At 71.2% G+C, this 26,092-nt stretch carries 25 protein-coding genes and 2 pseudogenes; 17 read left to right on the top strand and 10 right to left on the bottom strand.

Translation table 11 applies throughout. From position 1 onward, the window contains the following. Nucleotides 1–377: 377 nt before the first annotated feature. Entirely contained in the window at nucleotides 378–1,121 is a 744-nt protein-coding gene (locus tag S1361_RS02020) for a helix-turn-helix transcriptional regulator (protein ID WP_208030122.1), read from the bottom strand. 126 nt (nucleotides 1,122–1,247) lie between these two features. Here S1361_RS02020 and S1361_RS02015 point away from each other — a divergent pair, with 126 nt between their 5' ends. The 4 genes from S1361_RS02015 to S1361_RS40215 all read left to right on the top strand — a co-directional run bounded on the left by S1361_RS02015 (nucleotide 1,248) and on the right by S1361_RS40215 (nucleotide 3,628). Continuing rightward, nucleotides 1,248–1,796: a DUF2231 domain-containing protein gene (locus S1361_RS02015; protein ID WP_208030121.1), complete on the top strand. Its 549-nt coding sequence runs from the start codon at nucleotides 1,248–1,250 to the stop codon at nucleotides 1,794–1,796. A 79-nt stretch (nucleotides 1,797–1,875) separates the two neighbouring features. Beyond that, nucleotides 1,876–2,331 carry a hypothetical protein gene (locus S1361_RS02010; RefSeq protein ID WP_208030120.1) on the top strand — a complete coding sequence of 152 codons (456 nt, stop codon included), beginning with the start codon at nucleotides 1,876–1,878 and terminating at the stop codon, nucleotides 2,329–2,331. A 1-nt stretch (nucleotide 2,332) separates the two neighbouring features. Next, on the top strand, nucleotides 2,333–2,989 hold the full coding sequence (folE, locus tag S1361_RS02005; protein ID WP_208030119.1) for a GTP cyclohydrolase I FolE: 657 nt from the start codon (nucleotides 2,333–2,335) through the stop codon (nucleotides 2,987–2,989). Between the two features lie 174 nt (nucleotides 2,990–3,163). After that, nucleotides 3,164–3,628: an NUDIX domain-containing protein gene (locus S1361_RS40215; protein WP_425086579.1), complete on the top strand. Its 465-nt coding sequence runs from the start codon at nucleotides 3,164–3,166 to the stop codon at nucleotides 3,626–3,628. On the opposite strand, the gene S1361_RS01995 is transcribed toward S1361_RS40215, so the two are convergent. The 3 genes from S1361_RS01995 to S1361_RS01985 all read right to left on the bottom strand — a co-directional run bounded on the left by S1361_RS01995 (nucleotide 3,549) and on the right by S1361_RS01985 (nucleotide 7,892). Next, complete coding sequence (locus S1361_RS01995) at nucleotides 3,549–5,165, bottom strand: MDR family MFS transporter (RefSeq protein ID WP_208030117.1); 1,617 nt, start codon at nucleotides 5,163–5,165, stop codon at nucleotides 3,549–3,551. The two genes, S1361_RS40215 and S1361_RS01995, sit on opposite strands and share 80 nt — an antisense overlap. A 94-nt stretch (nucleotides 5,166–5,259) precedes the next feature. Further along, the gene (locus S1361_RS01990) at nucleotides 5,260–6,471 is read right to left on the bottom strand and encodes a glycosyltransferase (protein ID WP_208030116.1); all 1,212 of its coding nucleotides are present in this window, start codon (nucleotides 6,469–6,471) and stop codon (nucleotides 5,260–5,262) included. Nucleotides 6,472–6,590: 119 nt separating this feature from the next. After that, nucleotides 6,591–7,892, bottom strand: coding sequence for a UDP-glucose dehydrogenase family protein (locus S1361_RS01985; protein ID WP_208030115.1), 1,302 nt, complete (start codon nucleotides 7,890–7,892; stop codon nucleotides 6,591–6,593). Between the two features lie 303 nt (nucleotides 7,893–8,195). Between S1361_RS01985 and S1361_RS01980 the strand changes: the two genes are divergently transcribed. Then, entirely contained in the window at nucleotides 8,196–8,861 is a 666-nt protein-coding gene (locus S1361_RS01980; protein ID WP_208030114.1) for a TetR/AcrR family transcriptional regulator, read from the top strand. Between the two features lie 109 nt (nucleotides 8,862–8,970). Here S1361_RS01980 and S1361_RS01975 read toward each other — a convergent pair whose 3' ends face one another. After that, on the bottom strand, nucleotides 8,971–9,441 hold the full coding sequence (locus S1361_RS01975) for a DUF3592 domain-containing protein (RefSeq protein ID WP_208030113.1): 471 nt from the start codon (nucleotides 9,439–9,441) through the stop codon (nucleotides 8,971–8,973). Between the two features lie 262 nt (nucleotides 9,442–9,703). Here S1361_RS01975 and S1361_RS01970 point away from each other — a divergent pair. Beyond that, a pseudogene (locus S1361_RS01970) lies at nucleotides 9,704–10,239 on the top strand (hypothetical protein). 89 nt (nucleotides 10,240–10,328) lie between these two features. On the opposite strand, the gene snpA reads toward S1361_RS01970, so the two are convergent. Then, the gene (gene snpA, locus S1361_RS01965; protein ID WP_208030112.1) at nucleotides 10,329–11,027 is read right to left on the bottom strand and encodes a snapalysin; all 699 of its coding nucleotides are present in this window, start codon (nucleotides 11,025–11,027) and stop codon (nucleotides 10,329–10,331) included. Nucleotides 11,028–11,208: 181 nt separating this feature from the next. Here snpA and S1361_RS01960 point away from each other — a divergent pair, with 181 nt between their 5' ends. Next, nucleotides 11,209–12,192 carry a LysR family transcriptional regulator gene (locus S1361_RS01960; protein ID WP_208030111.1) on the top strand — a complete coding sequence of 328 codons (984 nt, stop codon included), beginning with the start codon at nucleotides 11,209–11,211 and terminating at the stop codon, nucleotides 12,190–12,192. Here S1361_RS01960 and S1361_RS01955 read toward each other — a convergent pair. The 3 genes from S1361_RS01955 to S1361_RS01945 all read right to left on the bottom strand — a co-directional run bounded on the left by S1361_RS01955 (nucleotide 12,168) and on the right by S1361_RS01945 (nucleotide 15,058). After that, complete coding sequence (locus S1361_RS01955; protein ID WP_208030110.1) at nucleotides 12,168–12,419, bottom strand: hypothetical protein; 252 nt, start codon at nucleotides 12,417–12,419, stop codon at nucleotides 12,168–12,170. The two genes, S1361_RS01960 and S1361_RS01955, sit on opposite strands and share 25 nt — an antisense overlap. 303 nt (nucleotides 12,420–12,722) lie before the next feature. Further along, a complete protein-coding gene (locus S1361_RS01950; protein ID WP_208030109.1) occupies nucleotides 12,723–14,378 on the bottom strand; it encodes a sensor histidine kinase in 1,656 nt (551 codons plus the stop codon). Continuing rightward, a complete protein-coding gene (locus tag S1361_RS01945) occupies nucleotides 14,372–15,058 on the bottom strand; it encodes a response regulator transcription factor (protein WP_208030108.1) in 687 nt (228 codons plus the stop codon). The genes S1361_RS01950 and S1361_RS01945 overlap by 7 nt, the downstream gene beginning before the upstream one ends. Nucleotides 15,059–15,378: 320 nt before the next feature. Between S1361_RS01945 and S1361_RS01940 the strand changes: the two genes are divergently transcribed. The 7 genes and pseudogenes from S1361_RS01940 (at nucleotide 15,379) to S1361_RS01910 (ending at nucleotide 20,708) form a co-directional block, all read left to right on the top strand. Further along, nucleotides 15,379–15,795 carry a hypothetical protein gene (locus S1361_RS01940; RefSeq protein ID WP_208030107.1) on the top strand — a complete coding sequence of 139 codons (417 nt, stop codon included), beginning with the start codon at nucleotides 15,379–15,381 and terminating at the stop codon, nucleotides 15,793–15,795. A gap of 64 nt (nucleotides 15,796–15,859) precedes the next feature. Beyond that, nucleotides 15,860–16,273 (top strand): peptidoglycan-binding domain-containing protein, encoded by a 414-nt coding sequence (locus S1361_RS01935; RefSeq protein ID WP_208030106.1) that lies wholly within the window; start codon nucleotides 15,860–15,862, stop codon nucleotides 16,271–16,273. A 134-nt stretch (nucleotides 16,274–16,407) separates the two neighbouring features. After that, nucleotides 16,408–16,935 (top strand): hypothetical protein, encoded by a 528-nt coding sequence (locus S1361_RS01930; protein ID WP_208030105.1) that lies wholly within the window; start codon nucleotides 16,408–16,410, stop codon nucleotides 16,933–16,935. 189 nt (nucleotides 16,936–17,124) lie between these two features. Next, the gene (locus tag S1361_RS01925) at nucleotides 17,125–17,820 is read left to right on the top strand and encodes a SigE family RNA polymerase sigma factor (RefSeq protein WP_208030104.1); all 696 of its coding nucleotides are present in this window, start codon (nucleotides 17,125–17,127) and stop codon (nucleotides 17,818–17,820) included. Nucleotides 17,821–18,086: 266 nt separating this feature from the next. Next, nucleotides 18,087–18,629 (top strand): annotated as a pseudogene (locus S1361_RS01920) (class I SAM-dependent methyltransferase); the annotation flags it as partial. Between the two features lie 399 nt (nucleotides 18,630–19,028). Next, nucleotides 19,029–19,700, top strand: coding sequence for a HEAT repeat domain-containing protein (locus S1361_RS01915; protein ID WP_208036398.1), 672 nt, complete (start codon nucleotides 19,029–19,031; stop codon nucleotides 19,698–19,700). Between the two features lie 3 nt (nucleotides 19,701–19,703). After that, on the top strand, nucleotides 19,704–20,708 hold the full coding sequence (locus S1361_RS01910) for a HEAT repeat domain-containing protein (protein WP_208030103.1): 1,005 nt from the start codon (nucleotides 19,704–19,706) through the stop codon (nucleotides 20,706–20,708). 251 nt (nucleotides 20,709–20,959) lie between these two features. Here S1361_RS01910 and S1361_RS01905 read toward each other — a convergent pair whose 3' ends face one another. After that, nucleotides 20,960–21,832, bottom strand: coding sequence for an AraC family transcriptional regulator (locus S1361_RS01905; RefSeq protein ID WP_208030102.1), 873 nt, complete (start codon nucleotides 21,830–21,832; stop codon nucleotides 20,960–20,962). A gap of 333 nt (nucleotides 21,833–22,165) precedes the next feature. On the opposite strand from S1361_RS01905, the gene S1361_RS01900 reads away from it, so the two are divergent. The 3 genes from S1361_RS01900 (at nucleotide 22,166) to S1361_RS01890 (ending at nucleotide 25,964) form a co-directional block, all read left to right on the top strand. Next, on the top strand, nucleotides 22,166–23,488 hold the full coding sequence (locus S1361_RS01900; protein WP_243769042.1) for a phosphatase PAP2 family protein: 1,323 nt from the start codon (nucleotides 22,166–22,168) through the stop codon (nucleotides 23,486–23,488). Nucleotides 23,489–23,664: 176 nt separating this feature from the next. Next, a complete protein-coding gene (locus tag S1361_RS01895; RefSeq protein ID WP_208030101.1) occupies nucleotides 23,665–24,090 on the top strand; it encodes an effector-associated constant component EACC1 in 426 nt (141 codons plus the stop codon). Next, complete coding sequence (locus S1361_RS01890; protein ID WP_208030100.1) at nucleotides 24,087–25,964, top strand: caspase, EACC1-associated type; 1,878 nt, start codon at nucleotides 24,087–24,089, stop codon at nucleotides 25,962–25,964. Before S1361_RS01895 ends, S1361_RS01890 begins: the two co-directional genes overlap by 4 nt. The last annotated feature ends 128 nt before the right edge of the window (nucleotides 25,965–26,092 follow it).

Below are 26,092 nucleotides of genomic sequence, written 5' to 3'. Positions count from 1 at the left end.
CGGGCGGGCCCAGCCGCCGGGGCGTGGTGGCCCTCGGTCGCCCGCCGCGGCGGGGCCCGGCAGCACGGCGATTCCGTTCGCTCCCCGAGGGGAGGGCTGTGACGCGGCTGCCGGCGAGGCACGCTCCCGCTGGGGAAGCACCCCCGGGGTCGACGCCGCCGGACGACCCCGACGTCCGGGGCCGGTGCGACCGCAGTAGGCGTGCGACAGGCGCTACGGGTCTGAGCCGCAGTCGGTGTGTGGGAGGCGCTGAACGGGTCTGAGTCGCAGTCGGTGTGTGGGACGCGCTGCGCGGACCGCAGTCCCAGGCGGCGGGCGCGAGAGGCACTGGACGGCCGGAGCCGCAGTCCGGCGCGTCTCGCCCACGCGCGGGCGCCTCAGTCGGTCCCGTCCTCGCGAGCCGCGTCGGTCCGGCCCAACTGGACGCAGCATTCCCCGGGTTCAGGGGCCAGGACGGCGTGGACGCCGTTGACCTCCAAGCCCTTCAGGTAGCCGCCGAGGAAGGCGTGGTTCATGCCGCACACCAGGTCGGGGGCCTTCCCGGCCAGCGGGTGAAAGGGGCAGTTGCGCAGCCGCAGCCGGGTGGGGGTCTCCCGGACGGGCTCGTAGCCGTACTGCTCCAGCAGGCGCTCGCACGCGGTCAGCCCGCGCTCGGGGCCCAGGCGGCCCGGGCGGGTCTCCTCCCGCGCGGCCTCGCCCAACTCCCGACCGCGCTGCTCGGCGGTCCGCACCGCGGCCTGAGCGGCGCTTTCGTCCCTGCCCTCGGTGAGAACGGCGTCGAGGAGCAGGTCCGCCAGGAGTTCATGGCGACGGTCGGGGATGCTCACGGTGATCTGGGCGTCGGTGGGCTCGTAGACCTTGGGCTGCCTGCCGACCTTGCGGATCCCGCCGGGCGATTCGTAGCGCGCGCGGAGCAGACCGGCGTCGACGAGTTTGTCGAGGTGGAAGGCGGCGAGCTTGCGGGATATGCCGACGCTGGCGGCGGCCTCGTCGCGGGTGACGGCCCGGCGCGCACGGCGGATGAAGGCGAACATGCGCCGCCGCGAGTCCTCGCTCAGGACGCTGACGGAGTCGATGGCGCTGTCGGCCGCGTCGGCCTGCGCAGTCGGATCGGAAGCCACACGACCACGGTAACTCCCATCTGCATGGGCACAAGCGTTCTTCTCGCCTTTTCCGCTGCGAGTCTTGACGTCCTCTGGCAATAAGACCAAGAATTGTTGGCGAAACCAGTGGGGAGGTCGGTTGCGATGGTCCATGAGTCACAGCTTCAGGCGAAGCGTCCGGTCAGTGCGGCGCTCGCCGGCCCGTACGGCCACCCGTTCCACCCGATCCTGGTGACCGTGCCGATCGGTGCCTGGGTGACCAGCCTGGTGTTCGACATCGCTTCCCACGTCGTGCACCGTCCCGGCTTCCTGACCCAGTCCTCGCAGTGGCTGATCGCGGTCGGGGTGATCGGCGCCCTACTGGCGGCCATGGCCGGCTTCCTCGATCTGTTCGCGATCCCCGCCGGTACCCGGGCCTTCCGCACCGCTCTGGTGCACATGACGCTGAACCTGCTGGTGACCGCCGCCTACGTCGTCAACTTCCTGTGGCGCCACGGCGACTACACCGCCGGCGGAAGCGTCGGAACAGGCCGCCTCGTCCTGTCCGCGCTCAGCGTGGCGGCCCTGGCCGTCTCGGGGTTCCTGGGCGGCAAGCTCGCCTACCGCTACGGCGTGCGCGTAGCCGACGAGAACACCCAGGCCGAGGGATACACACCCGACCGCAGCCACGGCAGCACGCACACCCCCGCATGACTCGACCCCCGTCCCCGTCCCCGTCATGGCGGCCGGCCGCTCCGGCCGCCTGCGACACCCAACCGCACCTGGAGTCCTCATGGACATCGCCGCACTGATCACCTGGGTGGTCACCGCCCTCGGCGGCTTCTACATGCTCGGCACATGGATCCGACGCGGCGGAATCCGGCAGCAGCAAGCCGGCACCAGCCGCCTGCCCGCACCGGTCGTCTTCGGCCACTTCGCCCTGGCCGCGATCGGACTGGTGGTGTGGATCATCTATGTCGTGGCCGACAGGACCGCCCTGGCCTGGACCGCGTTCGGCCTGCTGCTGCCCGTCGCCCTGCTGGGATTCGTGATGCTGGCCCGCTGGATCCCCGTCCACCGCGACCGCGTCGCCGCCGGAACGGCCGCCACGGCGACGGCTCCGGGCGGTGAGGCGACAGTTCCCGCCGAACGCCACTTCCCGCTGCCTGTCGTAGTGGCACACGGTCTGTTCGCCGTGGCCACCCTCGTCCTGGTCCTGCTCAGCGCCCTCGGCGTCGGGGGCAGCTGACATGGCCGAGAGTCCCCGCCGCACCACCGCCCCGACGGACCTGCTCGACGACGAGGAGACCGCACCCGCACGGCCCGCCCTCCGGGTCGTCCACGAAGCCGGAGGCATCGACCTGGCCGCCGCGGAGAGGGCGGCCGGCCAGTTCCTCGAAGCCCTCGGCGTCTCCACCGCCTCGGAGAGCCTGCGCGGCACACCGGGCCGGATGGCCCGGGCGTACGCCGAACTGTTCACCCCGCGCCCCTTCGACCTGACCACCTTCCCCAACGACGAGGGCTACGACGAACTCGTCCTAGCCCGCCGCATACCGGTCCGCACCGTCTGCGAGCACCACCTGCTGCCGATCGTCGGCACCGCCCACGTCGGCTACCTGCCCGGCGCCCGCATCCTCGGCCTGTCCAAGCTGGCCCGCATCGTGGAGCACTTCGCCTGCCGCCCCCAGGTCCAGGAACGCCTGACCAAACAGGTCGCCGACTGGCTGCAGACCAACCTGGAACCCAAGGGCGTCGGCGTCGTCATCGAGGCCGAACACGCCTGCATGACCCTGCGCGGCGTCCAGGCGACGGGCTCCAGCACCATGACGTCCACCCTGCTCGGCCTGCTCCGGTCCGACGCCCGCTCCCGCAGCGAATTCCTCGCCCTGACCGGCGCAGCGGGCTGACACAGCAGCACCGACCCGACCCCGCAGCGCGCGATCGCCGTTCCCCGCCGCCCACTCCGACGCCCGGACAGAAGGCGCCCAGGCCGACTGATCGATGTCGCAAGCGCGTTGCACACTTGCCGAGGCCACCTGTCCGTCCACCGCCGGTTCACGATCGCGGAACCGGCGGGGACGGTGGTGTGGGCGCCACCCGGGGGAGGGATCGAGCCGGGCGAGACGGCCTTTTCCGCGTTGCGCCGGGAACCGCTGGAGGAGGTGGGGCCTGCCGTCGGCACCCGTCCGCCGCACGTCTGGCACAGCAGGTCGTGGCTCCTGACATGCCGCGGGCTACGACGGCGTCATCAACGACTTCTTCCTCCTGCGCACCGCGAGGTTCAAGCCGCACGGGACCCTGTCCGGCCACCAGCTCGCCGCCGAGAACATCACCGCGCTGGAGTGGTGGCAGCCGCGAGAAGTGGCTCTGCACACCGGCCCCGACCTCCTCCTCATGGCAGGGCTCCTCGGAATGACCACCACTTACGAGGTCAAGCGCGCGACGGGGACGTCAACAAGCCCTCGGCTACTCGTCGGAGAGTGTCAGGTTCGGTACCCGCCAGGCCGCGATCAGGAAGGCGACCAGGGCCACCGCGGCGCCGGTGAGGAAGACGACGCGCATCGCGGCGACGTACCCCTGGAGGAACGGCAGCGCCGCGCCCCGGTCGAGAGTGTGCAGGAAGGCGGAGTCCTCCAGGCCGACGCCGCCGCCCGGGCGCAGCACTCCCGTGAGGGCGTGCGCGTTGTCGGGCCGGGCCAGCAGCCGGCGGTAGGCCGGGTCGTGGCGGGCCTCGGCCAGCCGGTCGGCTATGCGGCCGGCCGCCGTGGAGAACAGGACCGAGAGGAACGCGGCGGTGCCGACCGTACCGCCGTTGGAGCGGAAGAAGTTGACCGAGGCCGTCGCCGCGCCCATGTCCGTACGGGGCACCTCGCTCTGGGCGAGGGTGGTCAGCGTCTGCATCGACGCGCCGAGGCCCGCTCCCATCAGCGCCATGCCGAGCGCCGCCTGCCACAGCGGGCTGTCCACGCGCAGCGTGGCGAAGACGAGCATCGCCGCGGTGAACGAGCCGGTGCCGGCGACGAGATGGACCTTGAACCGGCCGGTGCGGGAGATCAGCCGGCCCACGAGCAGCGTCACCGCGAGGTTCGCGAACACCGTGGGCAGGGTGGCCAGACCCGCGGCCATGGGGCTCATACCGCGGACGAGCTGGAGGTAGAGCGGCAATGTCGTCATCGCGCCGAACATGCCGATCCCGACGACGAAATGCAGCCCCACGCCCAGCCGGAAGGCGCGGATGCGGAACAGGCGCGGCGGCAGCAGCGCGGCGTCCCCCGCCCGCCGCTCCACCACGACGAACACGCTGAGCCCCACCACGCCGATCGCGTACAGCAGCAGTGCCCGGGGCGACACCCAGCCCCAGGTACGGCCCTGCTCGGCGACGATCAGCAGCGGTACGAGCCCCACGGCCAGGGCCAGCGCCCCCGCGTGGTCGAGCCGGTGCCGTACGCGCCGGTGGGGGAAGCGCAGTACACGGACGATCGCCACGGCCGCGGCGGCGGCGAGCGGCATGTTGATCAGGAAGATCCAGCGCCAGCCGTCGATGCCGAGCAGGCTGGTCCGGTCCGCGAACGCGCCACCCACGAGCGGGCCGACGATGCTGGCGCCACCGAACACGGCCATGAAGTAACCCTGGTACCGGCCCCGTTCGCGAGGGGTGGTGATGTCGGCGACGATCGTCATCGCCAGCGACATCAGCCCGCCGCCGCCGAGCCCCTGCACAGCGCGGAAGACCGCGAGTTCGTAGATCGACGTGGCGCATCCGCACAGCAGCGAGCCCGCCGTGAACAGGGCGATCGCGGCGAGGTAGACGGGCCGCCGGCCGTGCAGGTCGGAGAGTTTGCCGTACAGCGGCGTCGCGATGGTCGCGGTGACGAGGTAGGCGGTGGTCACCCACGCCTGGGCCGTCAGCCCGTGCAGGTCGTCGGCGATGGTGCGCAGGGCGGAGGAGACCACCGTCTGGTCCAGCGCCCCCAGGAACATGCCGAGCACCAGACCGGACATGACGGTGGTGATCTGCCGGTGACCGAGCCGCGCGGGCGCGCCCCCGGCGGCGCCCTGCTGCTGGGTGTCGGAGAAGGTCACAAGTCGTCCTCGGGGGCAGGGGATGGGGGATGGGGGAGAGGTGGGGGGCCGTCCCGTGGCCTGGGAACGGCCCCGTGTGCTGGTGCCGTGCGGGCTACCCGGCGATCCCCTCCAGGTCGCCGACCGCCTGCTCGACGTCCGGCAGCGTGAGCATCGCCAACTGGGCCGACCGGGCCCGCGCCCGGGGTTCGGGGTCGGCGAGCAGCTTGCGGCACACGTCGGCGATGCCTCCCGCGGTGCGGTCGGCGACGAGTCGGCCGAGGCCCAGCTCCTCCACCCGCTCCGCGTTGGCGTGCTGGTCCCCGAAGTGCGGCAGGACCGCCAGCGGTGTGCCGGTGCGCATGGCCTCGCGGATGCTGTTGAACCCGCCGTGGGTGACGAACAGGTCGACCGACTCCAGCAGCAGCGGCTGCGGCACGCGCTCGGTGACGTGGACGTGCCCGGGCAGCCCGTCGGTGTCGTCCAGGGGCATCCCCGACGTCGACACCACCACCATACAGTCGTCCAGCACGACCGCCGCCTCCACGATCGCGCGCAGGCTCTCGGCGGTGTCCGGCAGCTTGACCGGCAACGGCTCGGCCGAGTCGGCCATGTGCTCGCGCAGCGCCGGCAGGGCCGTACCGATCGCGGCGTACACCAGCGGCCGGTCCGTGGGCAGTTCGGCCGCCCACGAGGGCAGCAGCCCGTGGCGCTCCACGTCGACCGTCTGCCGGTATGACCAGGCATGGGAGGGGTTCCGGGCGAAGGAGAAGGCGGGCGGTACGTAGTCGACGCGTCCGTGCGGTACGACCGACAGCGGGTCGTCCCGCACGGGCAGCCCCAGCTCCTCGCGCCGCTCGTTCAGCTGCGGCAGGATCTCGGCGGGCTCCATGATGTTGCTGAACCCGGAGGGCGTCGGAAGCTGCGGTACGCCCAGCAGTTCGGCGATCAGCACCGAGCTCATGTCCATGCCGTCCCGCAGGATCAGATCGGGGCGGAAGTCCCGGGCGAGGGGCAGCAGGATGTCCAGCTGCGGCGTCACGGCCGCCCCGCCCACGCCCCGCATCAGTAACCGGGTCAGCTCCGGTGTCGGCTTGGTCATGTCGGGGGGTTCGGGGAGTTCGGCGAGGTACGGGCCGGCCGCGGTGAACGGGTTGAACCGGGGGAGCGCGGCGTTCACTTCGACGTCGTCGTCACGGAAGACCGGGGCGAGGTCGTCGACGGTGACGACCAGCACCTGGTGCCCGGCCTCGGCCAGGGCGCGCAGCAGGGGCAGCTGGGCGCGCCCATGGGAGGGACTGCCGAGCGTGGTGCACAGAACCCGCATGGAGTGAGCCTTTCTGTAGAGGACTGCCGGGGATGGTTGGGGCGTCTCGGGGACGGTCGAGGACGTCGGCGCACAGCCACGATCAGCTCGGACGGAGCGCCGGCCCCTCCGCCTGCGTCTCACGCCACGCGAGCCGGTGCCGCCGGGCGTCCGATGCCCCGCCGGCTCAGCCCGGCCCGCGCGAGCAGGTCCGCGTCGAGCAGGTTGCGGAAGTCGTGGACCTCGTGGCCGGTCATCCGCGCGGCGATCGCCGCCCAGTCGAGGTCCCGCAGCTCCGGCCACTCGGTGAGGACCAGGCAGGACGCGGCACCCTCGGCGGCCCGCACCGGGTCGGCGACGAGCTCGACCAGATCGCTCAGGTCGGGCCGCTCCTCGGACAACGCCGGGTCATATGCGGTGAGTTCGGCGCCCCGCTCGCGCAGCAGCCGGGCGACGGCGAGCGCGGGCGAGTCCCTCAGGTCGGAGGTGCCGGCCTTGAAGGTCAGGCCGTACAGGGCGAGCCGTACGCCGTGCAGGGAACCGTCCTCGCCGCGCCCGCACGCGGCGGCCACACGGTCCACGAGCCGGCGCTGGTGGGTGACGTTGGTCTCGATGGTGGCGCTCAGCAACGGGAAGTCGACGCCGGACCGGTCGCACATGGTCAGCAGGGCGTGGGTGTCCTTGGGCAGGCAGGAGCCGCCCCAGCCCGGGCCGGGCCGCAGGAACGCCGAGCCGATGCGCGGATCGCGGCCGATGCCCTCGGTGACATCGGCGATGTCGGCGCCGAAGCGTTCGCACAGGGTGGCGAGGTTGTTGGCGAACGACAGCTTCATCGCGAGGAAGAAGTTCGCCGCGTACTTGGTCAGTTCGGCGCTGGCCGGGTCGGTGAGGACCAGAGGCGCGTCGAGCGCGGCGTACAGGTCGGCCACGCGCCGGGCGGCGGCCCGGTCGCCGGCTCCGATCACGATGCGGTCGGGGTGCAGGAAGTCGTGCACCGCACGGCCTTCGCGCAGGAACTCCGGGTTGCTCACCACGGTCACGTCCCCCCGGCCGAGCAGTGCGGCGACGCGCTCGCAGGTGCCGACCGGCACGGTCGACTTGTTGACGACGACACAGCCGGGTCGCAGCACGTCGCGGATCTCTCCGGCGACGGCCTCCACGGCGGCGAGGTCGGCCGCGCCGCCCGCACCCATGGGTGTGGGCAGGCACAGGAACACCACCTCGGCCTCTGCCACGGCGGCCGCGGTGTCGCCGGTGAAGTCCAGCCGGCCCGCCTCCAGGGCGTCCCGCACGGTCTCCGGCAGATCCGGCTCCAGGATGTCGACCCGGGCCTCGCGCAGCCGTTCGACCTTGCGCGGGTCGGCGTCGGCGCACACCACGGAGTGTCCCAAGGAGGCCAGGCAGGCACCGGTGGTCAGTCCGACGTAACCGGTTCCGATCACGGCGACATGTCGAGCAGGCACAGAAGATCACCATTTCCGGTCGGTGGGGCCCGTGCGTGGCGGCTTCCGTGTCGAAGACGCGCGCCGTCGCGCCGTACGGGCGACCTGGAACGGGCCGACTTCCTCGTACGGCCCGGCAGAACAAGGTCTCAAGTCATCAACCGTTGACCTGCTTCAGGTATGGCATGCGGTGCGAACACAAGTCAACGATTGGTGACAACGGTCGGTGACTTTGAGACAGCCGCTTCACACTGGACCATGGGGCGGGCAGCGGAGGTCCGCGGACAACGGAGGTGCGGTGGCGTGACGGGAGTACACGACAGCGAGGCGTCGGAGGCGGGGGCCTGCCGGCCGGCCCACAGGCGCTCGGCCTCGGCCACGCGTACCGCGCTCAGGTCCGCCGCCGCGTTCCGCTTCGGCAAGTACGGCTACGAGGGCACCAGCGTGCGCGACATCGCCGGCGACGTGGGGGTGGACGCCGCGCTCGTCTACCGCTACTTCGGCTCGAAGGAAGCGCTCTTCAACGATGTCGTGGGCACCGGGAAGATATTCGAACCCCTGCTGGAGGAGCCGGTCGAGACGATCCCCGACTGGTTCTGCGCGCTGCTGTCGGGGACGCCGAAGGAGGGCGACTTCCCGCATCCGGTGCTGTCGGTGCTGCGCTCCTCCGGCCGGGACGAGGCGCTGGCCCGGCTGCGGGCGGACTTCACCGAGGTGTTCACCGAGCGCCTGGCCTCCCGCCTGGGCGGCCCCGACGCCGATCTGCGTGCGGAACTCCTGGCGGCCTGGATGCTCGGCACCAGCCTGATGCGCACCGAGATACGGCCCCCGGCCCTGATCGCGGCGTCGGACGCCACACTGGAGCGGTACGTGCGGGCGGGCATCGACGTCCTGCTGAGCCCGGCACCGCGGGACGACGCGGGGTCGGCCGGGACCGGGGACGTCGAGCACACCACCGGCGACTGCTGATCCACCGGGGGACGGCCGGCAACGGCTCCCGACCACGCATGTCCGGTTCAAGCACGCGCGCTCGACCGCGAGGTCCGCGGGGTTCAGCTCCCCCCGCTCAACACCCCGCTCAGGAACGCCTCCGCGTCACCAACGCCACAACCGTCCCGATCCCCGCGAAGAGCAGCCCGATCCCGCCGAAGATCAGCGGAAGCAGCCACAGCGAGGCGAACCCGTTGATCCGCGCGTCCTCGGGGGAATCCGCCCGGTAGAGCACCTCGACCCGCTCACCCCGTTCGTACCCGGGTGGATTGGACCCCGTGGAACTCCGGAAGGTCCGCCGCGTGCCATCCGCCGCCGTGAACTCGACCACCGGGTACGCCACGGGCCCGTCGTTGCCCCGCTTCCGGTGTGAAACATGGCTGTGGTCGTTCCGCCACTCCAGGTCCACCACCGTGCCCGGGGCTCGCTCCGCATCCGCCAGGAACGAGACCGACACCCCGGCGAGGATCAGCCCGATGACCAGGAACAGCCCCCCGAACGCGATCGCCCCGAACGTGAACCACCGGCGGGCCCCCCGGCCACGCACCTGAAACTGCACGACATCCCTCTCACTCGCCCGGACCGGAAGGGACGGTATCTCAGACGACAGCGACGACGATGAGGGGGGACCAACGGGCGGACCCGAGAGCGCGTATCGGTGGGACAACCGGCACGCGAACTCACGGCCGACGACTTCCCGCTCGACGGGAACGACGAAGTCGATCTCGCCGTCCGGGGGTCCCTTACCCGACTCGTCGTCACCTCGCGGCTCGGAAGCGGGGCCGGGCGGTCGCAGGCGTCCTCACCAGAGGAGGACTCCTGTGTCATCGCCCTGCGACCCCCAGCACGCTCCCGCCGGTGACGTGGGTGCAGCGCTCATGATGATCGACTCCCGGCTCAAGAGCATCTACGACGGCAAGACCGAGACCGACCCCCAGCAACAGGCGCTGACGATCAGTTCGCCGCGTCACTGGGCCCCGAGGGGACCGATGACGTGCTGGACGGCGCGTGCACGCTCATCTTCATGTTCATGAAGTGGCTGCGGATGGCCTACGAGAGCCACGGCAAGGACGTCATCGAGTACGTCGTGCCCAGCCTCGTCGCCTCGATGCGCATGATGCCGAGGAGTGTTCGCCCCGAGACCATTCCCACCATGGTCGGCCTGGTCGTCGCAGCGGGCACCGACCTGAGCCCCAGCCTCTGGCGCAAGCAGTACGGATACTGGACCGACGCCGAGATGACTCCCCTGGAAGCCACCGCCTTCCTGCTCGCGGAGCACATCAACCGCCTCACCGACGACCGCGACTTCGCCACCCGCCTGATCACCGGAGCCCTGGCCGGCGCGGACGAACTCTGACACGCTCGCTCCCGATCCGGGGCGGCGCTACGGACCGCGGCACCGGTCCGCGGTCCGTGTTCCGGTGACGAGCCGGCCTGCAGGGAAGGTCAGCCCGCCTTCGCCGCCGTGCCGACCTGCGCGAGCGCCTTGGCGAGCCCGTTGGCCCAGAGCTGGTTGACCCGGGCCCGCTCGGTGCTGTTGGGGTAGCGGTTGGTGCAGCTCGTGCCGGGGCCGCCGCCCGACATCAGTTCGCTGCACGGGCCGCTGTAGTGGTCGGGCAGCCCCAGCACGTGGCCGGTCTCGTGGGCGGCGACGCGGATGGAGTCGTACTGCTGGTTCTGCGCGTAGTCCAGGAAGATGTAGCCGCGGCCGTGGCCGTTGGTGGAGGCGTACGAACCGCGCGGGTCGTTGCCCTCGTAGTAGGCGAAGTCACCATTGCCCGTGGTCGCCTGGAGCTTGACGTTCGACACCGAGCTGTTCCAGATGGAGACGGCGCTCGATATCTGGGAGCGGAAGCTCGGCGCCTGGGAGGGGTTGTAGTAGACGGTCACCACCTTCAGGGAGGGCTGGGCGGCCTGCCTCTTGGCGACCGACTTCAGCACGGCGTCGAAGAACGCCTTGCTGCCGGTGTTCTCGGCCGCGCTCACGTAGCCGGCGGTGGGGGTCTGGGCGGGGGCTTGGGCGGTGCTCGTCGCGCTTGCCGGGCCGGCGGTGCCCAGCGCGGCGGAGGCCAGACCGAGGCCCAGGGCCAGGGCCACGAGTCTCCTGGAGTTCTTCGACCCGGTACGGGTACGGAACGACGCCATGGGGGGCTCCTTCTCGTCCTGTGGGGTTGAACGATCGGTTGCCAGTGAGTCTCGGGCAGGCCAACGGGGCGAGGGATGATGGCAGTTGCCGATAACCCGGGGCTATCGGTGGCCGACTCGTCCGGTTTCGTTGGACCTTGAACATCTGGTGTGGTGCCCGGCGCCGCCCTACGCTCCTCCCATGGAGCTCGAGGTGAGGCATCTGCGCCTGCTCTGCGCCATCGCCGACACCGGCAGCTTGCACAAAGCCGCACGTCAACTCGGCCTGGCACAGCCGTCGTTGAGTAATCAGCTACTGCGCATAGAGCGCGCCCTGGGGGCTCAGCTCTTCGTGCGCGCCCGCACCGGCTGCCGCCCCACCCCGCTGGGGCTGGCCGTGCTGAGCCGCGCCAGGCCGCTGGTCGCGGAGTTCGCGGCGATCGTCACGGAGACGAGGGCGGCGGCGGCCCGCGCCGCCGGCGGCTACCAGCTGCGCATAGGCGCGACGGCGAGCCGGGCCATCCCCGGCTGGCTGCGCCTGCTGCGGGCACGAGGCCCGGATTGCGAACCGGCCCTGCAGATGAACGTGTCCGCCAGCGCCCTGTTGGGGATGGTCGCCGCCGGCCGGCTGGACATGGCCTTCGTGCACGAGGTCGAGGGCAGCCCGCTGCGCATTCCACCCGGCCTGTGCCTGCGTGTCCTCGTCGAACGCGAACCGCAGTTCGTCACGCTCTCGGCGGACCATCCCGCCGCGGCGCAGCCGGAGGTGAGCCTCGCCGACCTGGCCGGTGACCGCTGGATGGTCGACTCGACGGTCGACGGCGAGTGGGAAGGCCTGTCCCGGGTGCTGCGGGCCGCGGGCCTGCACTCCGAGATGCTGCACGGCGACTACCTCACCGCGTACTCACTCGCCGCCACCGGCGAAGTCGTCACCGTCAGCCAGCCCACCGCCCATCCCCGCCCCGACCTCGCGATCCGCCCGCTGAAGGGCGATCCGCTGGGAGTACGTCTGCTGCTGGCGGCCCGCACCGAGCCCGAACTGGACGAGGTCTACCCGGAATTGGAGAAGGCCTACTGGGCCGTCGCCGCCGAGGCCCCGGCCTACCGGGAGTGGCTGAAACGTGCGCGCCTGTCCGGCACGGCGCAAGAAGGTAACGATGCTCAGCTTTCCCGTTCCACCATGTAGAACGGCAATTCGAGCAGGAATTGCTTGTCCTCGGAGTCGGGTTTGTCGTCGAACGCCTTGAGCGCCTCCACGTGGGCCTCCTCGGCGAGGGATCTCGCCCGGGCCCGTACGGTGTCGACGCATCCTGACGCGAGCAGTTCGTCGAGCACCCACTGCACCTCGGCCTCTGTGCGGGTGGCACGCGTCTTGCCGAGGAAACGCTCCATCTTCGCCCGAGAGTCGGGCACGTGATCTCCTCGCCGAAAGAATGTCCGTATTGTGACGATGTGATGGTGATCACAGAACAAGCCCTCGATGAGCCCCGGCAGCAAACCGCCGTAGCCCCGCGCTCTGACCGCCGCGTCTCCGAGCCTCCGTAACCTGCTGCCTGACCCGAGCCACCCTGCGTACCACCTCGGCGCGGCCCACCCGAACCGCCCCGGCCGGCGACTGAGCTGTTCCTTCGGCTGACGGTGATGGATCAGGGGGCGTTCAGGGCGCGCCCGTCGGCCTCTCCACGACGCGGCGGCGGACGCCGTACGCATGCCGGCTCAACGCACCCGGCCCCGCCGTGCGAGCCCACGCCGTGCGGTGCGCGCGGCGAGCAGTTCGTCGGCGGCCGTGGGCATGCCCTCGTCCCGGAGGACGTCGGCGAGGCCGGTGACTTCCCAGGCGGGCGCCTGCCGTGCGACGTGCCCGAGCAGAGCGTGGAGGTGGCGGTCGCGTCCGGCCGTGACGAGGGCGCGTACGAGATCGGGCACGACTTCTTCAAGAGGCTCGGACGCGGCGTTGTGGCCGAGCAGCTCCGGGATGTCGTCGGGCTCGTCCCACGCGTGCAGGAGTTCGGAGACCAGCGTCTGGGCGTCCTCCGAGGCCAGGGGCAGGCGTACGGCGAACCGGGCGCCCATCTCCTTCCCCTGGGCGGGGGAGAGGGTGAGGGTGCCGTGGTGGAGCGTGGTGATACGGCGGGCGATGGCCAGGCCGAGGCCGGTGCCCCCGGCGTCACGGGTGCGGGCGTCGTCGAGCCGGCTGAAACGCTCGAAGATCGTCTCCCGGTGCTCGGGAGGGATGGGCGGGCCGTCGTTGGCCACCTCCAGCACGGCTTGCCGGCGTTCGTGGTCCAGGGTGAGCGTGACGGTGATCGTGGTGGCCGCATGGCGTTCGGCGTTGTCGAGCAGGTTGGCCAGGACGCGCGCGAGCAGGCCGCGGTGGCCGGTCACGGCTGCGGGATCGTCGGGTGCGCTGACGACGAGACGGAGGCGGTCGGGCACGTCACGGCGGGCGACCGCGTCACGGATCAGTCCCGGCAGGTCGACTCGCTCGGTCAGGAGGATGGCCGAGTGCGGAGCCTGTGCGTCGAGCCGGGCCAGAAGCAGCAGGTTCGTGGTGATGTCCTGGAGATGAAGGGTGTCGTGCAGGGCGTCGCGGGCGGCGTCCGGCCAGTGGGCCGTCCCGGAGGGGGCCAGCGCGAGTTCGAGTTCGGCGCGCAGACAGGCGAGCGGCGTACGCAGTTCATGGGCGACGTCGGAGGTGAACTGCCGTTGCCGGGCGGCCCCCGCTTCGAGACGGTCCAGGGCGCTGTTCATCGTCGCCACCAGCCGTGAGAACTCCCGGCCGCTGCGAGGCGCCGGGATGCGCTGGTCCAGGCGGCTCAGACTCAGCGCCGCGAACTGCGTCCGGATCACCTCCACGGGCTTGAGGACCCGGCCGATGACCAGCCATGACCCGCAGGCGGTCAGCAGGGTGAGCACCAGCACGCCACCGGCCAGCCACCACACCGTGGTGGTCAGCCGCTCCTGGTCCGTCCATGAATCGGGGAAGGCGATCGGATCGGAGCCGTCGGCCGGAATCAACTCCACCGGCGTCGCGTCCTCCCGATCGGCCCACGGCCAGAGCGACAGGTGTTCGCCGTGGAGCAGCGGGAGTGTGTCACGCCGAATGATGTCCCCCGCTCGGGGGCCGGACCTGCACTCGGTGCCGGCGTCGGACGCGCACGGGGCGACCTCGGCCACCGCGACGGTGCCGCCGTCGCCGGCCCGCTGGAGCGCCGAGGCGTGCAGGGAACTGCGCACCGCGACCGCGGAGGCGACGGCGGCCAGCGCCAGCAGGACGGCGGCGACGGCGGTCGCGGCCAGGGTCAGCCGCACCCGTACGCTGCCCGGTCGCCGGCGGCGCTCGGTACGCCGTGCCCGAGGACTCCTCAGCATGCCGCCTCCGGGGCGACGTCGAGCCGGTAGCCGATGCCCCGGACCGTCCGGATGGACCGCCGTCCGAAGGGAGTGTCGATCTTGCGGCGCAGGGCGCTGACGTAGACCTCCACGACGTTGACGTCCCCGTCGAACCGGTCGTCCCAGACATGCTCCAGGATCTCCGTCTTCGTGACCGTCTGGCCGCCGCGCCGTGCCAGGTACTCCAGGACGGCGAATTCGCGCGCGGTGAGAGCCACCGGCACCGTGCCACGACGGCAGTGCCGGGCGGCGGGATCCACTTCGAGGTCGCCGACGCGCAGCACCGCGGGGCGCTGCGGCTGTCCGCGCCGCATCAGCGCCCGCAGCCGGGCCAGGAGCGTCACGAACGAGAACGGCTTGGTCACGTAGTCGTCCGCCCCGACGTCCAGCCCCTCCGCCTCGTCGTACTCACCGTCCATCGCGGTCAGCATCAGCACCGGCGCCCAGATCCCCGCCTCACGCAGCCGGCCGCACACTCCGTATCCGTTCAGTCCCGGCAGCATCAGGTCCAGCACGATCGCGTCGTACGGGTTCTCGGCCGCCCGTTCGACCCCTGACGGCCCGTCGTGCACGACGTCGACCGCCCATCCCTCACCGGCCAGGCCGCGCCGCAGCAGCTCCGCCATCCGCCGGTCGTCCTCCACCACGAGTAAGCGCATGACCCAAGCATGCGGGAGAGAGCCTGTGACGAACCTGAAGGACCGTACATCGCCACCGACTTGGCGTTTCAGGGATCTTCAGCTTCCCCACAGCCCCTCGCTGCCACAGTCGTTGCCTGGCCCGGCCGGCCGAGGAATCGCCAAAGCCTCATTGATCAGGGCGACGGAACCGGCTGCCCATTCAATTCATCGGCCGGAAAAGTCGAGGTCGGACAGGAGCGGACAGCCGTTCCGGCACCTCCGGCCCGTCGGACCCGGCCGGCGGTCATGAACAACCCGAATGCGCCGTGCAGTGAGGCGCCAGTGAAAGGAGTACAGGAATGACCTCTTCGATGCGCAACAGTGTGGCGCTCGTCGCGACCACCCTCGCCCTGGCCGGCAGCATCGCCGTGGCCGGCCCCGCACACGGCGACGCACGTGGCCCGCAGCCCGTGCCCACCGCGTCCTCGGCGCCCACGCACGACTCCGACGCGTCGGCCGCCGCCGTGAAGAAGATCCGCATCAAGGGTACGCACGTGGCCCTGCGGGAGTGCCCGCGCAAGAGCTGCGGAGTGGCCATCAGGGTGTCCAACGCGACGCTCCGGGCCTACTGCCAGACCAACCGCCACACCAGCAAGGTCGCGGGAAACAAGTGGTGGACGAAGGTCACCCTGCTGTCCGGCAGCGACCCGGCCTGGGTGAGCAACCACTACGTGCGCGGTGCGGCGCCCAAGGTGCCGCACCTGCCGGACTGCTGACAGCCGACACCGGCACGTGCCCGCCTCGCTTCCCCTCGGCCTCACCCTCCACGAGGAGACAGACATGCCTTTGCCGCCCACCCGCGTCCGAGTCCTCGGCGCCCTCGCTCTGACCGCCGGACTGCTCGCCACCGTCCCCGCAACGGCTGCCCACGCGGCCGCCGGCCCCCGGGCGGTCAGGCCGCCGGCCCAAGCCGCCGCCGTACACCCCTGCACCTACCGCTCCACCGTCGGCTACACCTGCGACTACTACTACGGCACCGCGACCATCGGCGAGGGAAGCTCCAACGCGGACGCCGTCAGGGAGATCCAGGACATCGTCAACCAGCACACGGACTACCCCGTACGGCTGTCCGTAGACGGCAGCTTCGGACCCGCCACCCTGGCGGCGGTCAAGTGGCTTCAGAGCCACCACCACATCACCGGCGGCGCGGACGGCATCGTCGGCAGCCACACCTGGGACTACCTGCGCCGCTGATCGGCCCGGTCGGGAACCGCGGCCTGGCCGGCACGCCGGCGCGACCACCAGCGACAGACGACGCCGGGTGGGGGGGACCGTACGCGACCCCACCCGGCGCCGCCCCTCCTCCACGGACACGACGGGAAGGCACCATGACGATCACACGGAAGACATCGGCTCGGACGCGGGGGACGTCGGGTCTCACGCCCCTGTTCACGGCCTCCAGGACCACGGTGGCGGTAGCCGCCGCCACCCTGCTGCTCGCCACTCCGGCCGACGCGGCCGCGAGCTTTCGGACGCCGCCCGTCCGGACGGCGGCCGACTCGTGCGGCACCAGCGTCAATCCCAACACCTACATCCGCCCCGACAGGCGGCACAACGGTCCGGCGACGAAGATCGGCAACACCCGCATCCAGCTGCGCTACGGCAACCGACCCGGAGGGCCGCGCTACTACTGGGCCACGATCACCCACGCCGGCCGGGGCGACAAGGTCACCCTCTACTGGGACATCGACTACGGATCATGGCGGGACAGCGGCGCCTGCTCGGCCACCGTGCACTCGGGAGGCAGCCAGAACACCCGAGCCGTCAAGTTCGTCCACGGCCGCGGCTTCCACCTGGAGGCGCAGGCGTGCGGCAAGCACGCGGGCCGCAGCAGGTGCGCCCCGCCGAGTCCCTGACAGCTTCCTGCCTCCGGCCCTCTTCGCGGGCGGCGGCCCACGGACGGTGCCGGGCCGACCCCGCACCAACCCGCGGGCTGCCGCCCCCGGGCGGCACGCGCCGACCTCGCACCAGCCCGCCCGCTGTCGCCTCAGCCCCCTGAGGCACGCGCCGACCCCCTCACGCCCCAGCCCGAAAAGAGCCGGACCATGACCACCCCACCCCAACCCCTGGCCGCCGTACCCGACTTCGAGGAGTACGTGCGTACGCGGCACGACGCTCTGCTGCGCAGCGCCCGCCGCCTGGTCAGGGACCCGCTGGACGCCCAGGACCTCCTCCAGACCGCGCTGTTACGCACGTACACCCGGTGGGACCGCATAACGGACAAGCGACTCGCGGACGCCTACCTGCGCCGCGTCATGATCAACACTCGCGCGGAGTGGTGGTGGCGGGCCCAGCGGCTCCAGGAGCTCCCGTCCGCGTACCTGCCGGAGACGAGCGTCGAGGACTCCGCCGAGCGGCATGCCGACCGCACGCTGCTCACGGATCTCGTCAAGTCGCTGGCGCCGCAACAGCGCGCCGTCGTCGTGCTGCGCCACTGGGAGCAGATGTCCACACAGGAGACAGCCGCCGCCCTCGGCCTGTCGCCCGGCACGGTCAAGAGCACACTGCACCGCGCCCTCGGCCGGCTCCGCGAGGAGCTCCTGCTCCGCACCGGCGACTCGGCCACCGTCCAACGGGCAGAACACCTCCCCCCTGCTCGCCCTCGACGCAGTCGGCCCCGGCCGGGGCCCCGGCGTCGGCCTGCGTCAACCGCGGCGGCCGACAACGCCGTTGCCCCCTCGGCGACCATGACCCACCCGCCAACCGGTCGGCGAAGCCTGCCCGGGCCACGCGAGGAGTGAACTCGGCCGGACGACTCGGCAGGCGCTGTTGGGTGATGCGAGGGTCACCCGGCCGACTTCTTCGTGTCGTCTGCCAGTACGGTCCCCGGACACAGCCGGAGCAGACTTTCCGCCACCACCCACGACCGGCGAGCCTCTGCGCCCGGAGGCTCGGTGTGGTGTGGCCACGTACAGGACGGCACACACGAGGGGGCGGCACGTGAGCGTGCACCGGCTTCTACAGCAGGGAGTTCAAACGGCGCGGCGCCGCGGACGTCTTCGGTGTCGAGATCTCCGTCGAGATGATCGCGGCCGCCCGCGAGACCGAGCGGCGTGACCCGCTGGGAGCGCGCTACGACGTCGGTGACGTGGCCGAACTTCGGCCTCTCGACCGGCGCTTCGACATCGCGGTAGGCGTGCAGTGCCTCAACTACGCCGAGGACATCGCGGCGATGAAGCGGATGTGCAGCAACATCCGCCAGAGCCTGGCGCCGGGCGGTGAGTTCTTCGTACTCGCCCAGAAGCCCGACTACCGGTTCGGCTGCCCGTCCCTGGACAGGTACGGGTTCCTCTGCGAGCCGACCGGGGAGGAAGCCGGGACCGGGCCCCGGGTGTGGGTCACGGCCCTCCTCGATCCGCAGCCGATCAGTATCGTCAGCACGGTCCCCCGCCGCGAGGTCTACGAGGAGTGTCTGCGGGCGGCCGGGTTCCGTGACCTGGAGTGGGTTCCGCTGCAGGTGTCCGAGGCCGGCATCCGTGAGTTCGGCGACGACTTCTGGGTGGACCTCCTCGCCTCCCCGCCACTGGAGATGCTGCGCTGCCGCGCCTGACCGGCGTGACACTCGCTGGAGCGGGCCGGTCGGCCACGGCGACGCCGTCGGCGCTGTCCGCTCCGGCAGGCAGGCGGCGATGCCGTCCCGATGCCGCCGGACCGGCGGGGCGGAGCCCTTCACCGAGTTGCAGCCGGGGAAGAAGGGTCCCGCGCGGCGGCACCACCGTCGAACCGGCCGACCACGGACCCGGACGCCGGCGCGGCGGCCTGGCCACCGGCCCGCAGCCGGCCGTCGAGCACCGGCACGGCGCGTCGGCCTCATCACGTCACGCGGTCCCGTCCGACGTGACGGGCCCCGGACTCGGGGAGCCGGGGACGCCTGGCTGCCCGTCGGCCCGACTCCGCTGGACCTTGACACAGTGACAAGGTCTTCACTGTGGCCGAGGAGGTGGTCTCCATGACCAGGCCAAAAGAGGACACGAACACGGTGCGGGCTCTTCAGGGGCTGGAGAACAACAGCTCGTCGGTGCGGCTGCGGGCAGCGCTGGCGGTCGGCACTACCCCGGCCCCGGAGTTCCTCGGCAAGCTCATCGAGCGATGCGCGATCGAACCGGAGTTCTCCGTGCGTGAAATGCTGACGTGGGCTCTCACCCGCCACGAGGCGTCGATGACGGTCCCGTTGCTTCTCGACGAAGTCCGCTCGGAGCGTGCGCAGGCACGGAGCCAGGCGCTGCACACCCTGTCCAAGATCGGGGACCGGAAGGCGTGGCCGGCCATCACACCGGCGCTGCTGTCCGACCCCGACGACGACGTGGCCCGGAGCGCTTGGCGGGCAGCGGTCGTGCTCGTACCCGAAGATCAGGAGCAGGAGCTTGCCGTAGCGTTGGCGACACAACTCGGGCGCGGCGAACGCGAGACGCAGCTCAGCCTGAGCCGGGCACTGATCGCGCTCGGCGAGGTGATGTTGCCGGCACTGGGCGCCGCGACGACGGATCTCGACCCGCGCGTGCGGGCACACGCCGTCGCCACGGAACGACTGTGGCGCGACCCGGACGCAGGATTCGAGTTCGCGATCGAGGAGGCGAAGCGCATAGTGGCCCTCGGCGGGGCCGGCCAGGAAGGGCAGTAGGCAGTGTTCATCGGTGACGTCGCGAAACGGTCCGGGGTCAGCGCCCGCATGCTCAGGCACTACGAGTCGCTCGGCCTGGTGCGGCCGACGGGCCGTAGCGGCTCCGGATATCGGGAGTACTCCGGCGAGACCATCCGGCGCATTTTCCACATCGAGAGCCTGCGGTCGTTGGGGCTGTCACTGCGCGACGTCAGGCGCGCGCTCGACGACCCCGGCTTCACGCCCGCGGAACTCGTCGACGACCTCATCCGTCAGACGCGGGACCGCATCGCAGCGGAGACGGAGTTGCTCAGGCGACTCCACAGGATCGGGGCCGCGGAACCCGCCGGATGGGAGGACGTCCTCCAGACCGTCGCGCTCCTCCAGGCGCTGGGCTCGAAGAGCGCGGGGGTGCGGCAGCGGGCGGCCCTCTCTGCGGGCGAGGGAGTTCCCGTGCCGGTGGAAGCACTGGTCGACGCGGTGCTGAGCGAGTCGGAGCCGAACGTCGCCGGAGCTCTTCGCTGGGCCCTGGCGCACATGGGCGAGGACGGGCCGGCACTGCTGGCGAAGGGTCTCGACTCACCCGCGGCCGAGGTGCGCGAACGTGCCGTCCGGTCCATCGCCGAGATCCCGAACGACGAGGCGACCGCCCTGCTGCAGGGCGCCCTGACGCACCCCGACATCGTGGTGTGCAGATGCGCGGCTCTGGCGCTCGGGGCGCGGGGAGTGGCCGACGCGGTCCCGACGCTCATCGACATGATCGTCGAGGAGGGGAACGACGTCGACGCGTCCGATGCACTGAGCACGCTGGCGGCTGATCCGGCCTTGGCAGACCGGATCGCCACCGGGCTCGTCGCATGCCTCGCCCGGGACACCATCGGACCGTCCGCACGTCGACGGCTGACACAGGCGCTCGCGGACATCCCTGGGACCACGACGTCACGTGCCCTCGCACAGCTGTCACATGACGCAGACCGTGGCGTGGCGCTCACCGCGACCTACATTCTCAAACTGCGCGACGCGCGATGACCCATGCGTGTCCTACGACGCCACAGCCGCGTCTGCCCCCTTGTGCTGCTGCCGCTGCCGCTGCCGCTGCCGAGCGAGCGAGGAGCGACCTGTCCACTGCCACCCTGTCGGCCATGGCCCCCCGGGGGCACCCGGCCCGCAGCCCGCCTCCGCATGGAGTGGCCGCGGCGCTGCCGCTGGCTCTCCGAGCCGCGGAGCGACACGTTCCGAGGCCGGGCGCCTCGCCCCCGGAACGTCACTCGGCGCCCGGCTCAGACCGTGGTGCGGGTCACCGGGATCCACAGCTGCGCGTCGGACTGCGCCGGGTCGTCCTCAGACGGGCGGGTGCGCAGGATCTCCGGCCCCGGCCGGTACTCGTACGGGTTGGACGGGATCCACTGGGCGGCCACGTCACCCCACATCTGCTGCAGTGCCTGTGGGAACGGCCCGGTGTTCTCGAACACGGCCCAGGTGCCCGCCGGGCACTCCAGCACGTCCAGGCCCTCGGGCAACTCGTCGGCAGCGGTCACCACGGCGTGGTAGTAGTCGAGTTCGCCGCCCTCCTCGAAGTCGTCCGACAGGCGCACGGTCGCCGACACCACGCCCTCCGGGTCCTGGTCCGAGAGGCCGGCGACGCGCAGCATCGTCTCCGGCGGGATGCTCTGGATGTGCTCGGCGATGTGCGGGTTGATTCCGTGGTAGATCAGCGGGACGCGGGCCTTCTTGCCGACGACCCGGAACGCGTCCTTCTCCACGATGCGGTACCGCATGGTGTTGCTCCCTTCGACGGTGAGGCGGAAGGAGAGCCGGGGCTGCGAGTTCAGAGCCGCACCGGTACGCCTGGCCTCGCCGGGGCCGACGCCGTGCACGGCGCGGAACGCCCGGGCGAAGGCCTCCCCCGAGGTGTAGCCGTAGCGGATTGCGATCTCCAGCAAGGTCGGCTCCCCGGCCAGCACCTGGGCCCCCGCGACGGTCAGCCGCCGGCGTCGGATGTACTCCGACAGCGCCATCCCCGCCAGTGACGAGAACAGCCGCCGGAAGTGGTACTCGGACGTGACCGTGATCCTGGCCAGCGCGGACACCTCGATGCGCTGGTCGAGGTGACTTTCGATGTGCTCCATGGCCTGGTTCAGCCGATCCAGCAACCCCGGCCTCCTTCCCTTTCGATCACCACGTTAGGAAGGACCAAGCCTGCCGCACCCGACATCCTGTGCCCGCTCCGGTCGGGTGCGGCATACCCGCCGATTCCCGCCCTTCCGGATCGCCGGGGCGGGCCGCACCGCACGAAAACGACCGGAGGGCGACCGGCCTCGCCACGGGCCGCCTGATCACGGAAACATGCTCGTACCGCTCCGATAACATGATCCAAGCCATGACGACCGCAGGAAATACGACCTTTCCGGATAACGACTAACAAATCGGCCAGTGAATTGATACCTATAACGTCGCGGGTGACGCGGAACAACGGAAATACCGGCTTGAGTGTGTGGCGTGAGCCGCGGGTGGTGCTGTGGACCGCGGCAGCGGTCACGGCTCTGGGATTCCTCGTCGCGTTGGAGATCGCCGCGCGTCACTACGGTATGCCGGGGCCGATGACCAACCAGGTGAAGGAAGTGATCCTTCCACCCAAGTCGGGGCCTTTGCTGTACGCCGGGATGGCGTTGATGATGGTGGTCCTCACCTGGCGTGAACGGGCGATCGCGGCCGTCGCGGCGGTGGGTGTCGACCTGGTCCTGCTGCTGGTGCGCTGGGCGGCCGGCATCAAGTCCCCCCACGGTTACGGCCACCCCTTCGGCAACGGCGCCCTGTGGGTGGTACTGGCGTACGCGGTCATCGCCGTCACCCGCCGCACCGGCCCCGAACGGACCCTGCTGCTCAAAGGCGTGGGGCTGGCTCTGCTGCTGGTGGCCGGCCGCAAGACCGGCGACGCCTGGCTGCTGATCACCTCCAAGACCCGCCCGCTGGTCCTGGACCAGTACGTCGCCACCGCCGACCACGCCCTGGGCAACCCCTCCTGGCTCGCGGGCCGGCTGGTCCGGGCCACCGGCACCATCGGCGCACACATCCTGGACTACGTCTACATCCAGCTCGCCGTCGCCGCGGTCGTCGTCGCCCTGTACCAACTGCGCCACGTCGCCACCGAACGCCGCTTCCCCCGCCACCACCTGGTGCGCACCTTCCTGGTCATCGGCCTCCTCGGCCCCGGCATCTACATGATCTTCCCCGTGGTCGGACCGATCTTCGCCTACGGCACCGACGGCGGCCACTGGGCAGCAGCCCACCTGTGGCCCGACACCCCGCCACCCCTGCACACCCCCCACCCCATGCCCTTCGACCAGATCACCCCCCGCAACTGCATGCCCAGCCTCCACACCGCCTGGGCCACCGCGATCTTCCTCCACTCCCGCACCGGCCCGCGCATCCTGCGCTTCGCCGGCACCTTCTGGCTGATCGCCACCCTCGGCGCCACCCTCGGCTTCGGCTACCACTACGGCGCGGACATCCTCGCCGGCATCGTCTTCACCCTCACCATCGAAACCGCACTACGCGCCCAGGCGCGCGGCTGGGACCGCGCCGCCACCCACCTGGTCACCCACGGCGCAACGGTGTTCACCGCCCTGCTGCTGTCCTACCGCTACCTGCCGGCCCCCATGGCCCAACACCCCTGGCTGTCCGGCCCCCTCCTCCTCCTGGCCACAGCCTCCGTCATCCACGCCTACCAGCGCACCACCAAACTCTGGCACCCCACCCCGACCCCCCTACCCCAACCCGAACCCCAACCCGAACCCGAACCCGTCTGACCCCCACCACCCCCTCACACCCACCGCCCGCTGTCGCCGCCACAACGGCTGACACACGAAGGCCGGGTGCCGGCGGGGATCAGCACGGGTGGTCTGCTGCCGGCGCCCAGCCGGTTCGAGAAGGCGAAGTGCTGGGATTCCGCCCGGTTCCGGCCCTCGCGCGCGATGATGAGCGGGTGACATCGGCGACATCTCAAGAGCTGCGCATCCGCACCGAGTCCGGGTCCGGCGAGACCGATCATGGGCCCGACGAGCTGAGATCCCTCTTCGACTGGTTGCGGCACGAGGACGCGCTGCGCGGACGAGTGCGCGTCGAACACGCCCCGATCATGCCGGGCGAGATGGGGGGAGGGCTGGACGCCCTGGTGGTGGCCCTCGGCCCCGGCGGTGTGGGTGCGGCCGCGGTCGGCGCGCTGATCGGCGCTCTGGCCACCTGGGTCCAGCATCGCCGTGCGGACCTGCGGATCACCGTCACCAGCGAGAACGGACGCACCGTCGAGGTGGACGGCAAACGCGTCGACGTCCCCGAACTGGTCGAGGTCGTCGAGCGGTTGCTGACGGAGGGGCAGACAGGCAGGGACGGGGAGGAGACGCCGGAGTGACCCGGTTCCCGGATCCGGCTGGTTCGCGGGCCGTCCTGATCGGCGTGAGCCGGTACGAACACCCCAAACTGCCCGGGCTCCCGGCGGTGCGGGCGAACCTCGCCGATTTGAAGGCGGTCCTCACGGACCCGGTCAACGGGACTCTGCGGGACGAGCACTGTGTCATGGTCCACGAGCCCCGGGTCCCGACCGACTTCGGCCTCCCCGTCACCGAGGCCGCCGGCGAGGCCACGGACGTACTGCTCGTCTACTACGCAGGTCACGGAATCGTCGACGGGCAGGGCAGGCTCCATCTGGCCGTGTTCCACACCGACCCGGCGCGGACGAGCGTGACCGCGCTCCCTTACGACGTCCTCCGGGAGGCGATGCTCGACAGTCGCGCGGCGGTCAAGGTGCTCGTACTCGACTGCTGCTTCTCCGGCCGGGCGACCGGTCCGATGGGGGACGAGCAAGGGCTGGTCGGCGGGCAGATCGACATCGCCGGCACGTACGTCCTCGCCTCGTCATCGGCGACCAAGCCCTCGCGGGCTCTGCCGGGCGCGACCCACACCGCCTTCACCGAGGCACTGCTCGCGGCGCTGCGCCACCCGGATCCGCTCACCCTCGACGCGTTGTTCGACACCGTGCACCACCACCTCCTCGCCCGGTCGTTACCACTGCCCGAGCGGCGGGTGATGAACACGGCGGGAGGTCTCACCCTGGTGAAGGGCCCGCCCGCCGCAGCGCACCCCGGCGACACGCCCCCCGGCGAGGGGGCGCCGCCGGCCCGGTGGAACCGGCGCGGGTTTCTGGTCGTGGGCTCCGCCGCCGGTCTGGCCCTCGGTACCGCGGCCCTGGAATGGGTGGTTGAAAGCTGGTCGGACCACGACACATCGGGCCCCAGTGGACCGTCGTCGAGCGGCTCCCCCGTGACGAAGGTGACCGGTGCACCCTCGCCCGGGCAGACCCTCGCCGCTCACAAGGGGGCCGTCCTGTCGGTGGCGTTCCGTCCTGCCGGTGAGATCCTGGCCAGCGGCAGCGCGGATCGGACGATCCGGTTGTGGAAGGTGACCGACCCGGCGAAGCCGGTACCGTTCGTCTCCCTCACCGCCCCCACGGACAACGTCGACGCGGTGGCTTTCAGCCCCGACGGCGGCCTCCTGGCCGGCGGCGGCAACGACAACGCGGTCCGGCTGTGGAAGACGACCGATCCCACGAAACCGAAGCCGCTCAGCCGGCTGACCGGCCACACGGATGCCGTCTTCTCGGTCGCCTTCAACCCCGACGGCACCGTCCTGGCCAGCGGCAGCGCGGATCGGACGCTCCGCCTCTGGAATGTGTCGGACCCCGCGCAGCCGACACCCATGGGCCGGCCCGGCACCGGCCACACCGATGCCGTCCTCTCCGTGGCGTTCAGTCCCGACCCGAGCCTCATGGCCACCGGCAGCGCCGACAACTCGATCCTGCTGTGGAACGTGGCCACCCCGCCGGCCACCGTGGGCGCACCCGTCCCCGGCCACAAGAACCGCGTGCACAGCGTGGTGTTCAGCCCCGACGGCAAGGTCCTGGCCAGCGCAGGCGGGGATCGGACGGTCCGCCTGTGGAACGTGACCGACCTCGCGAACCCGACCCAGATCGGCGCCCCCCTCACCGGCCACACGGACGCGGTCTACTGCCTCGCCTTCACCACCGACGGAAAGGTCCTGGCCAGCGCCGGTGCCGACAAGAGGATCCGCCTCTGGAACCTGACCGACCCGGCGAAGCCGAAACCGCTCGGCCGCCCCCTCGTCGGCCACACCGACGCCGTTCACTCGGTCGCCTTCACCACCGACGGCAAGCTCCTCGCCAGTGCCGGCTCCGACAACAAGATCCGCCTCTGGACGGTCACAGGCTGAAGGGTGTTGCACAAGCCAGCGCTCGGGCCGAACCGCCGGTCCGCCCGCGTCGAGGGACTCGGCCTCGTCTCGTTCGACTACGAGGCGCGTATGCGTCACGCCGTGAAGTCACCGGCGAAGGGCGAGAC

The organism is Streptomyces cyanogenus (assembly GCF_017526105.1).
Lineage (GTDB): Bacteria > Actinomycetota > Actinomycetes > Streptomycetales > Streptomycetaceae > Streptomyces > Streptomyces cyanogenus.
This window is presented reverse-complemented; position numbering and strand designations above follow the sequence as displayed.

Bases quoted from the DNA above. Each gene is read 5' to 3' on its own strand.
- S1361_RS02015 (WP_208030121.1), top strand. From the start codon at position 1,248: ATGGTCCATGAGTCACAGCTTCAGGCGAAGCGTCCGGTCAGTGCGGCG.
- S1361_RS02010 (WP_208030120.1), top strand. From the start codon at position 1,876: ATGGACATCGCCGCACTGATCACCTGGGTGGTCACCGCCCTCGGCGGC.
- folE (WP_208030119.1), top strand. From the start codon at position 2,333: ATGGCCGAGAGTCCCCGCCGCACCACCGCCCCGACGGACCTGCTCGAC.
- S1361_RS01990 (WP_208030116.1), bottom strand. From the start codon at position 6,471: ATGCGGGTTCTGTGCACCACGCTCGGCAGTCCCTCCCATGGGCGCGCC.
- snpA (WP_208030112.1), bottom strand. From the start codon at position 11,027: ATGGCGTCGTTCCGTACCCGTACCGGGTCGAAGAACTCCAGGAGACTC.
- S1361_RS01960 (WP_208030111.1), top strand. From the start codon at position 11,209: ATGGAGCTCGAGGTGAGGCATCTGCGCCTGCTCTGCGCCATCGCCGAC.
- S1361_RS01950 (WP_208030109.1), bottom strand. From the start codon at position 14,378: ATGCTGAGGAGTCCTCGGGCACGGCGTACCGAGCGCCGCCGGCGACCG.
- S1361_RS01945 (WP_208030108.1), bottom strand. From the start codon at position 15,058: ATGCGCTTACTCGTGGTGGAGGACGACCGGCGGATGGCGGAGCTGCTG.
- S1361_RS01940 (WP_208030107.1), top strand. From the start codon at position 15,379: ATGACCTCTTCGATGCGCAACAGTGTGGCGCTCGTCGCGACCACCCTC.
- S1361_RS01935 (WP_208030106.1), top strand. From the start codon at position 15,860: ATGCCTTTGCCGCCCACCCGCGTCCGAGTCCTCGGCGCCCTCGCTCTG.
- S1361_RS01930 (WP_208030105.1), top strand. From the start codon at position 16,408: ATGACGATCACACGGAAGACATCGGCTCGGACGCGGGGGACGTCGGGT.
- S1361_RS01925 (WP_208030104.1), top strand. From the start codon at position 17,125: ATGACCACCCCACCCCAACCCCTGGCCGCCGTACCCGACTTCGAGGAG.
- S1361_RS01915 (WP_208036398.1), top strand. From the start codon at position 19,029: ATGACCAGGCCAAAAGAGGACACGAACACGGTGCGGGCTCTTCAGGGG.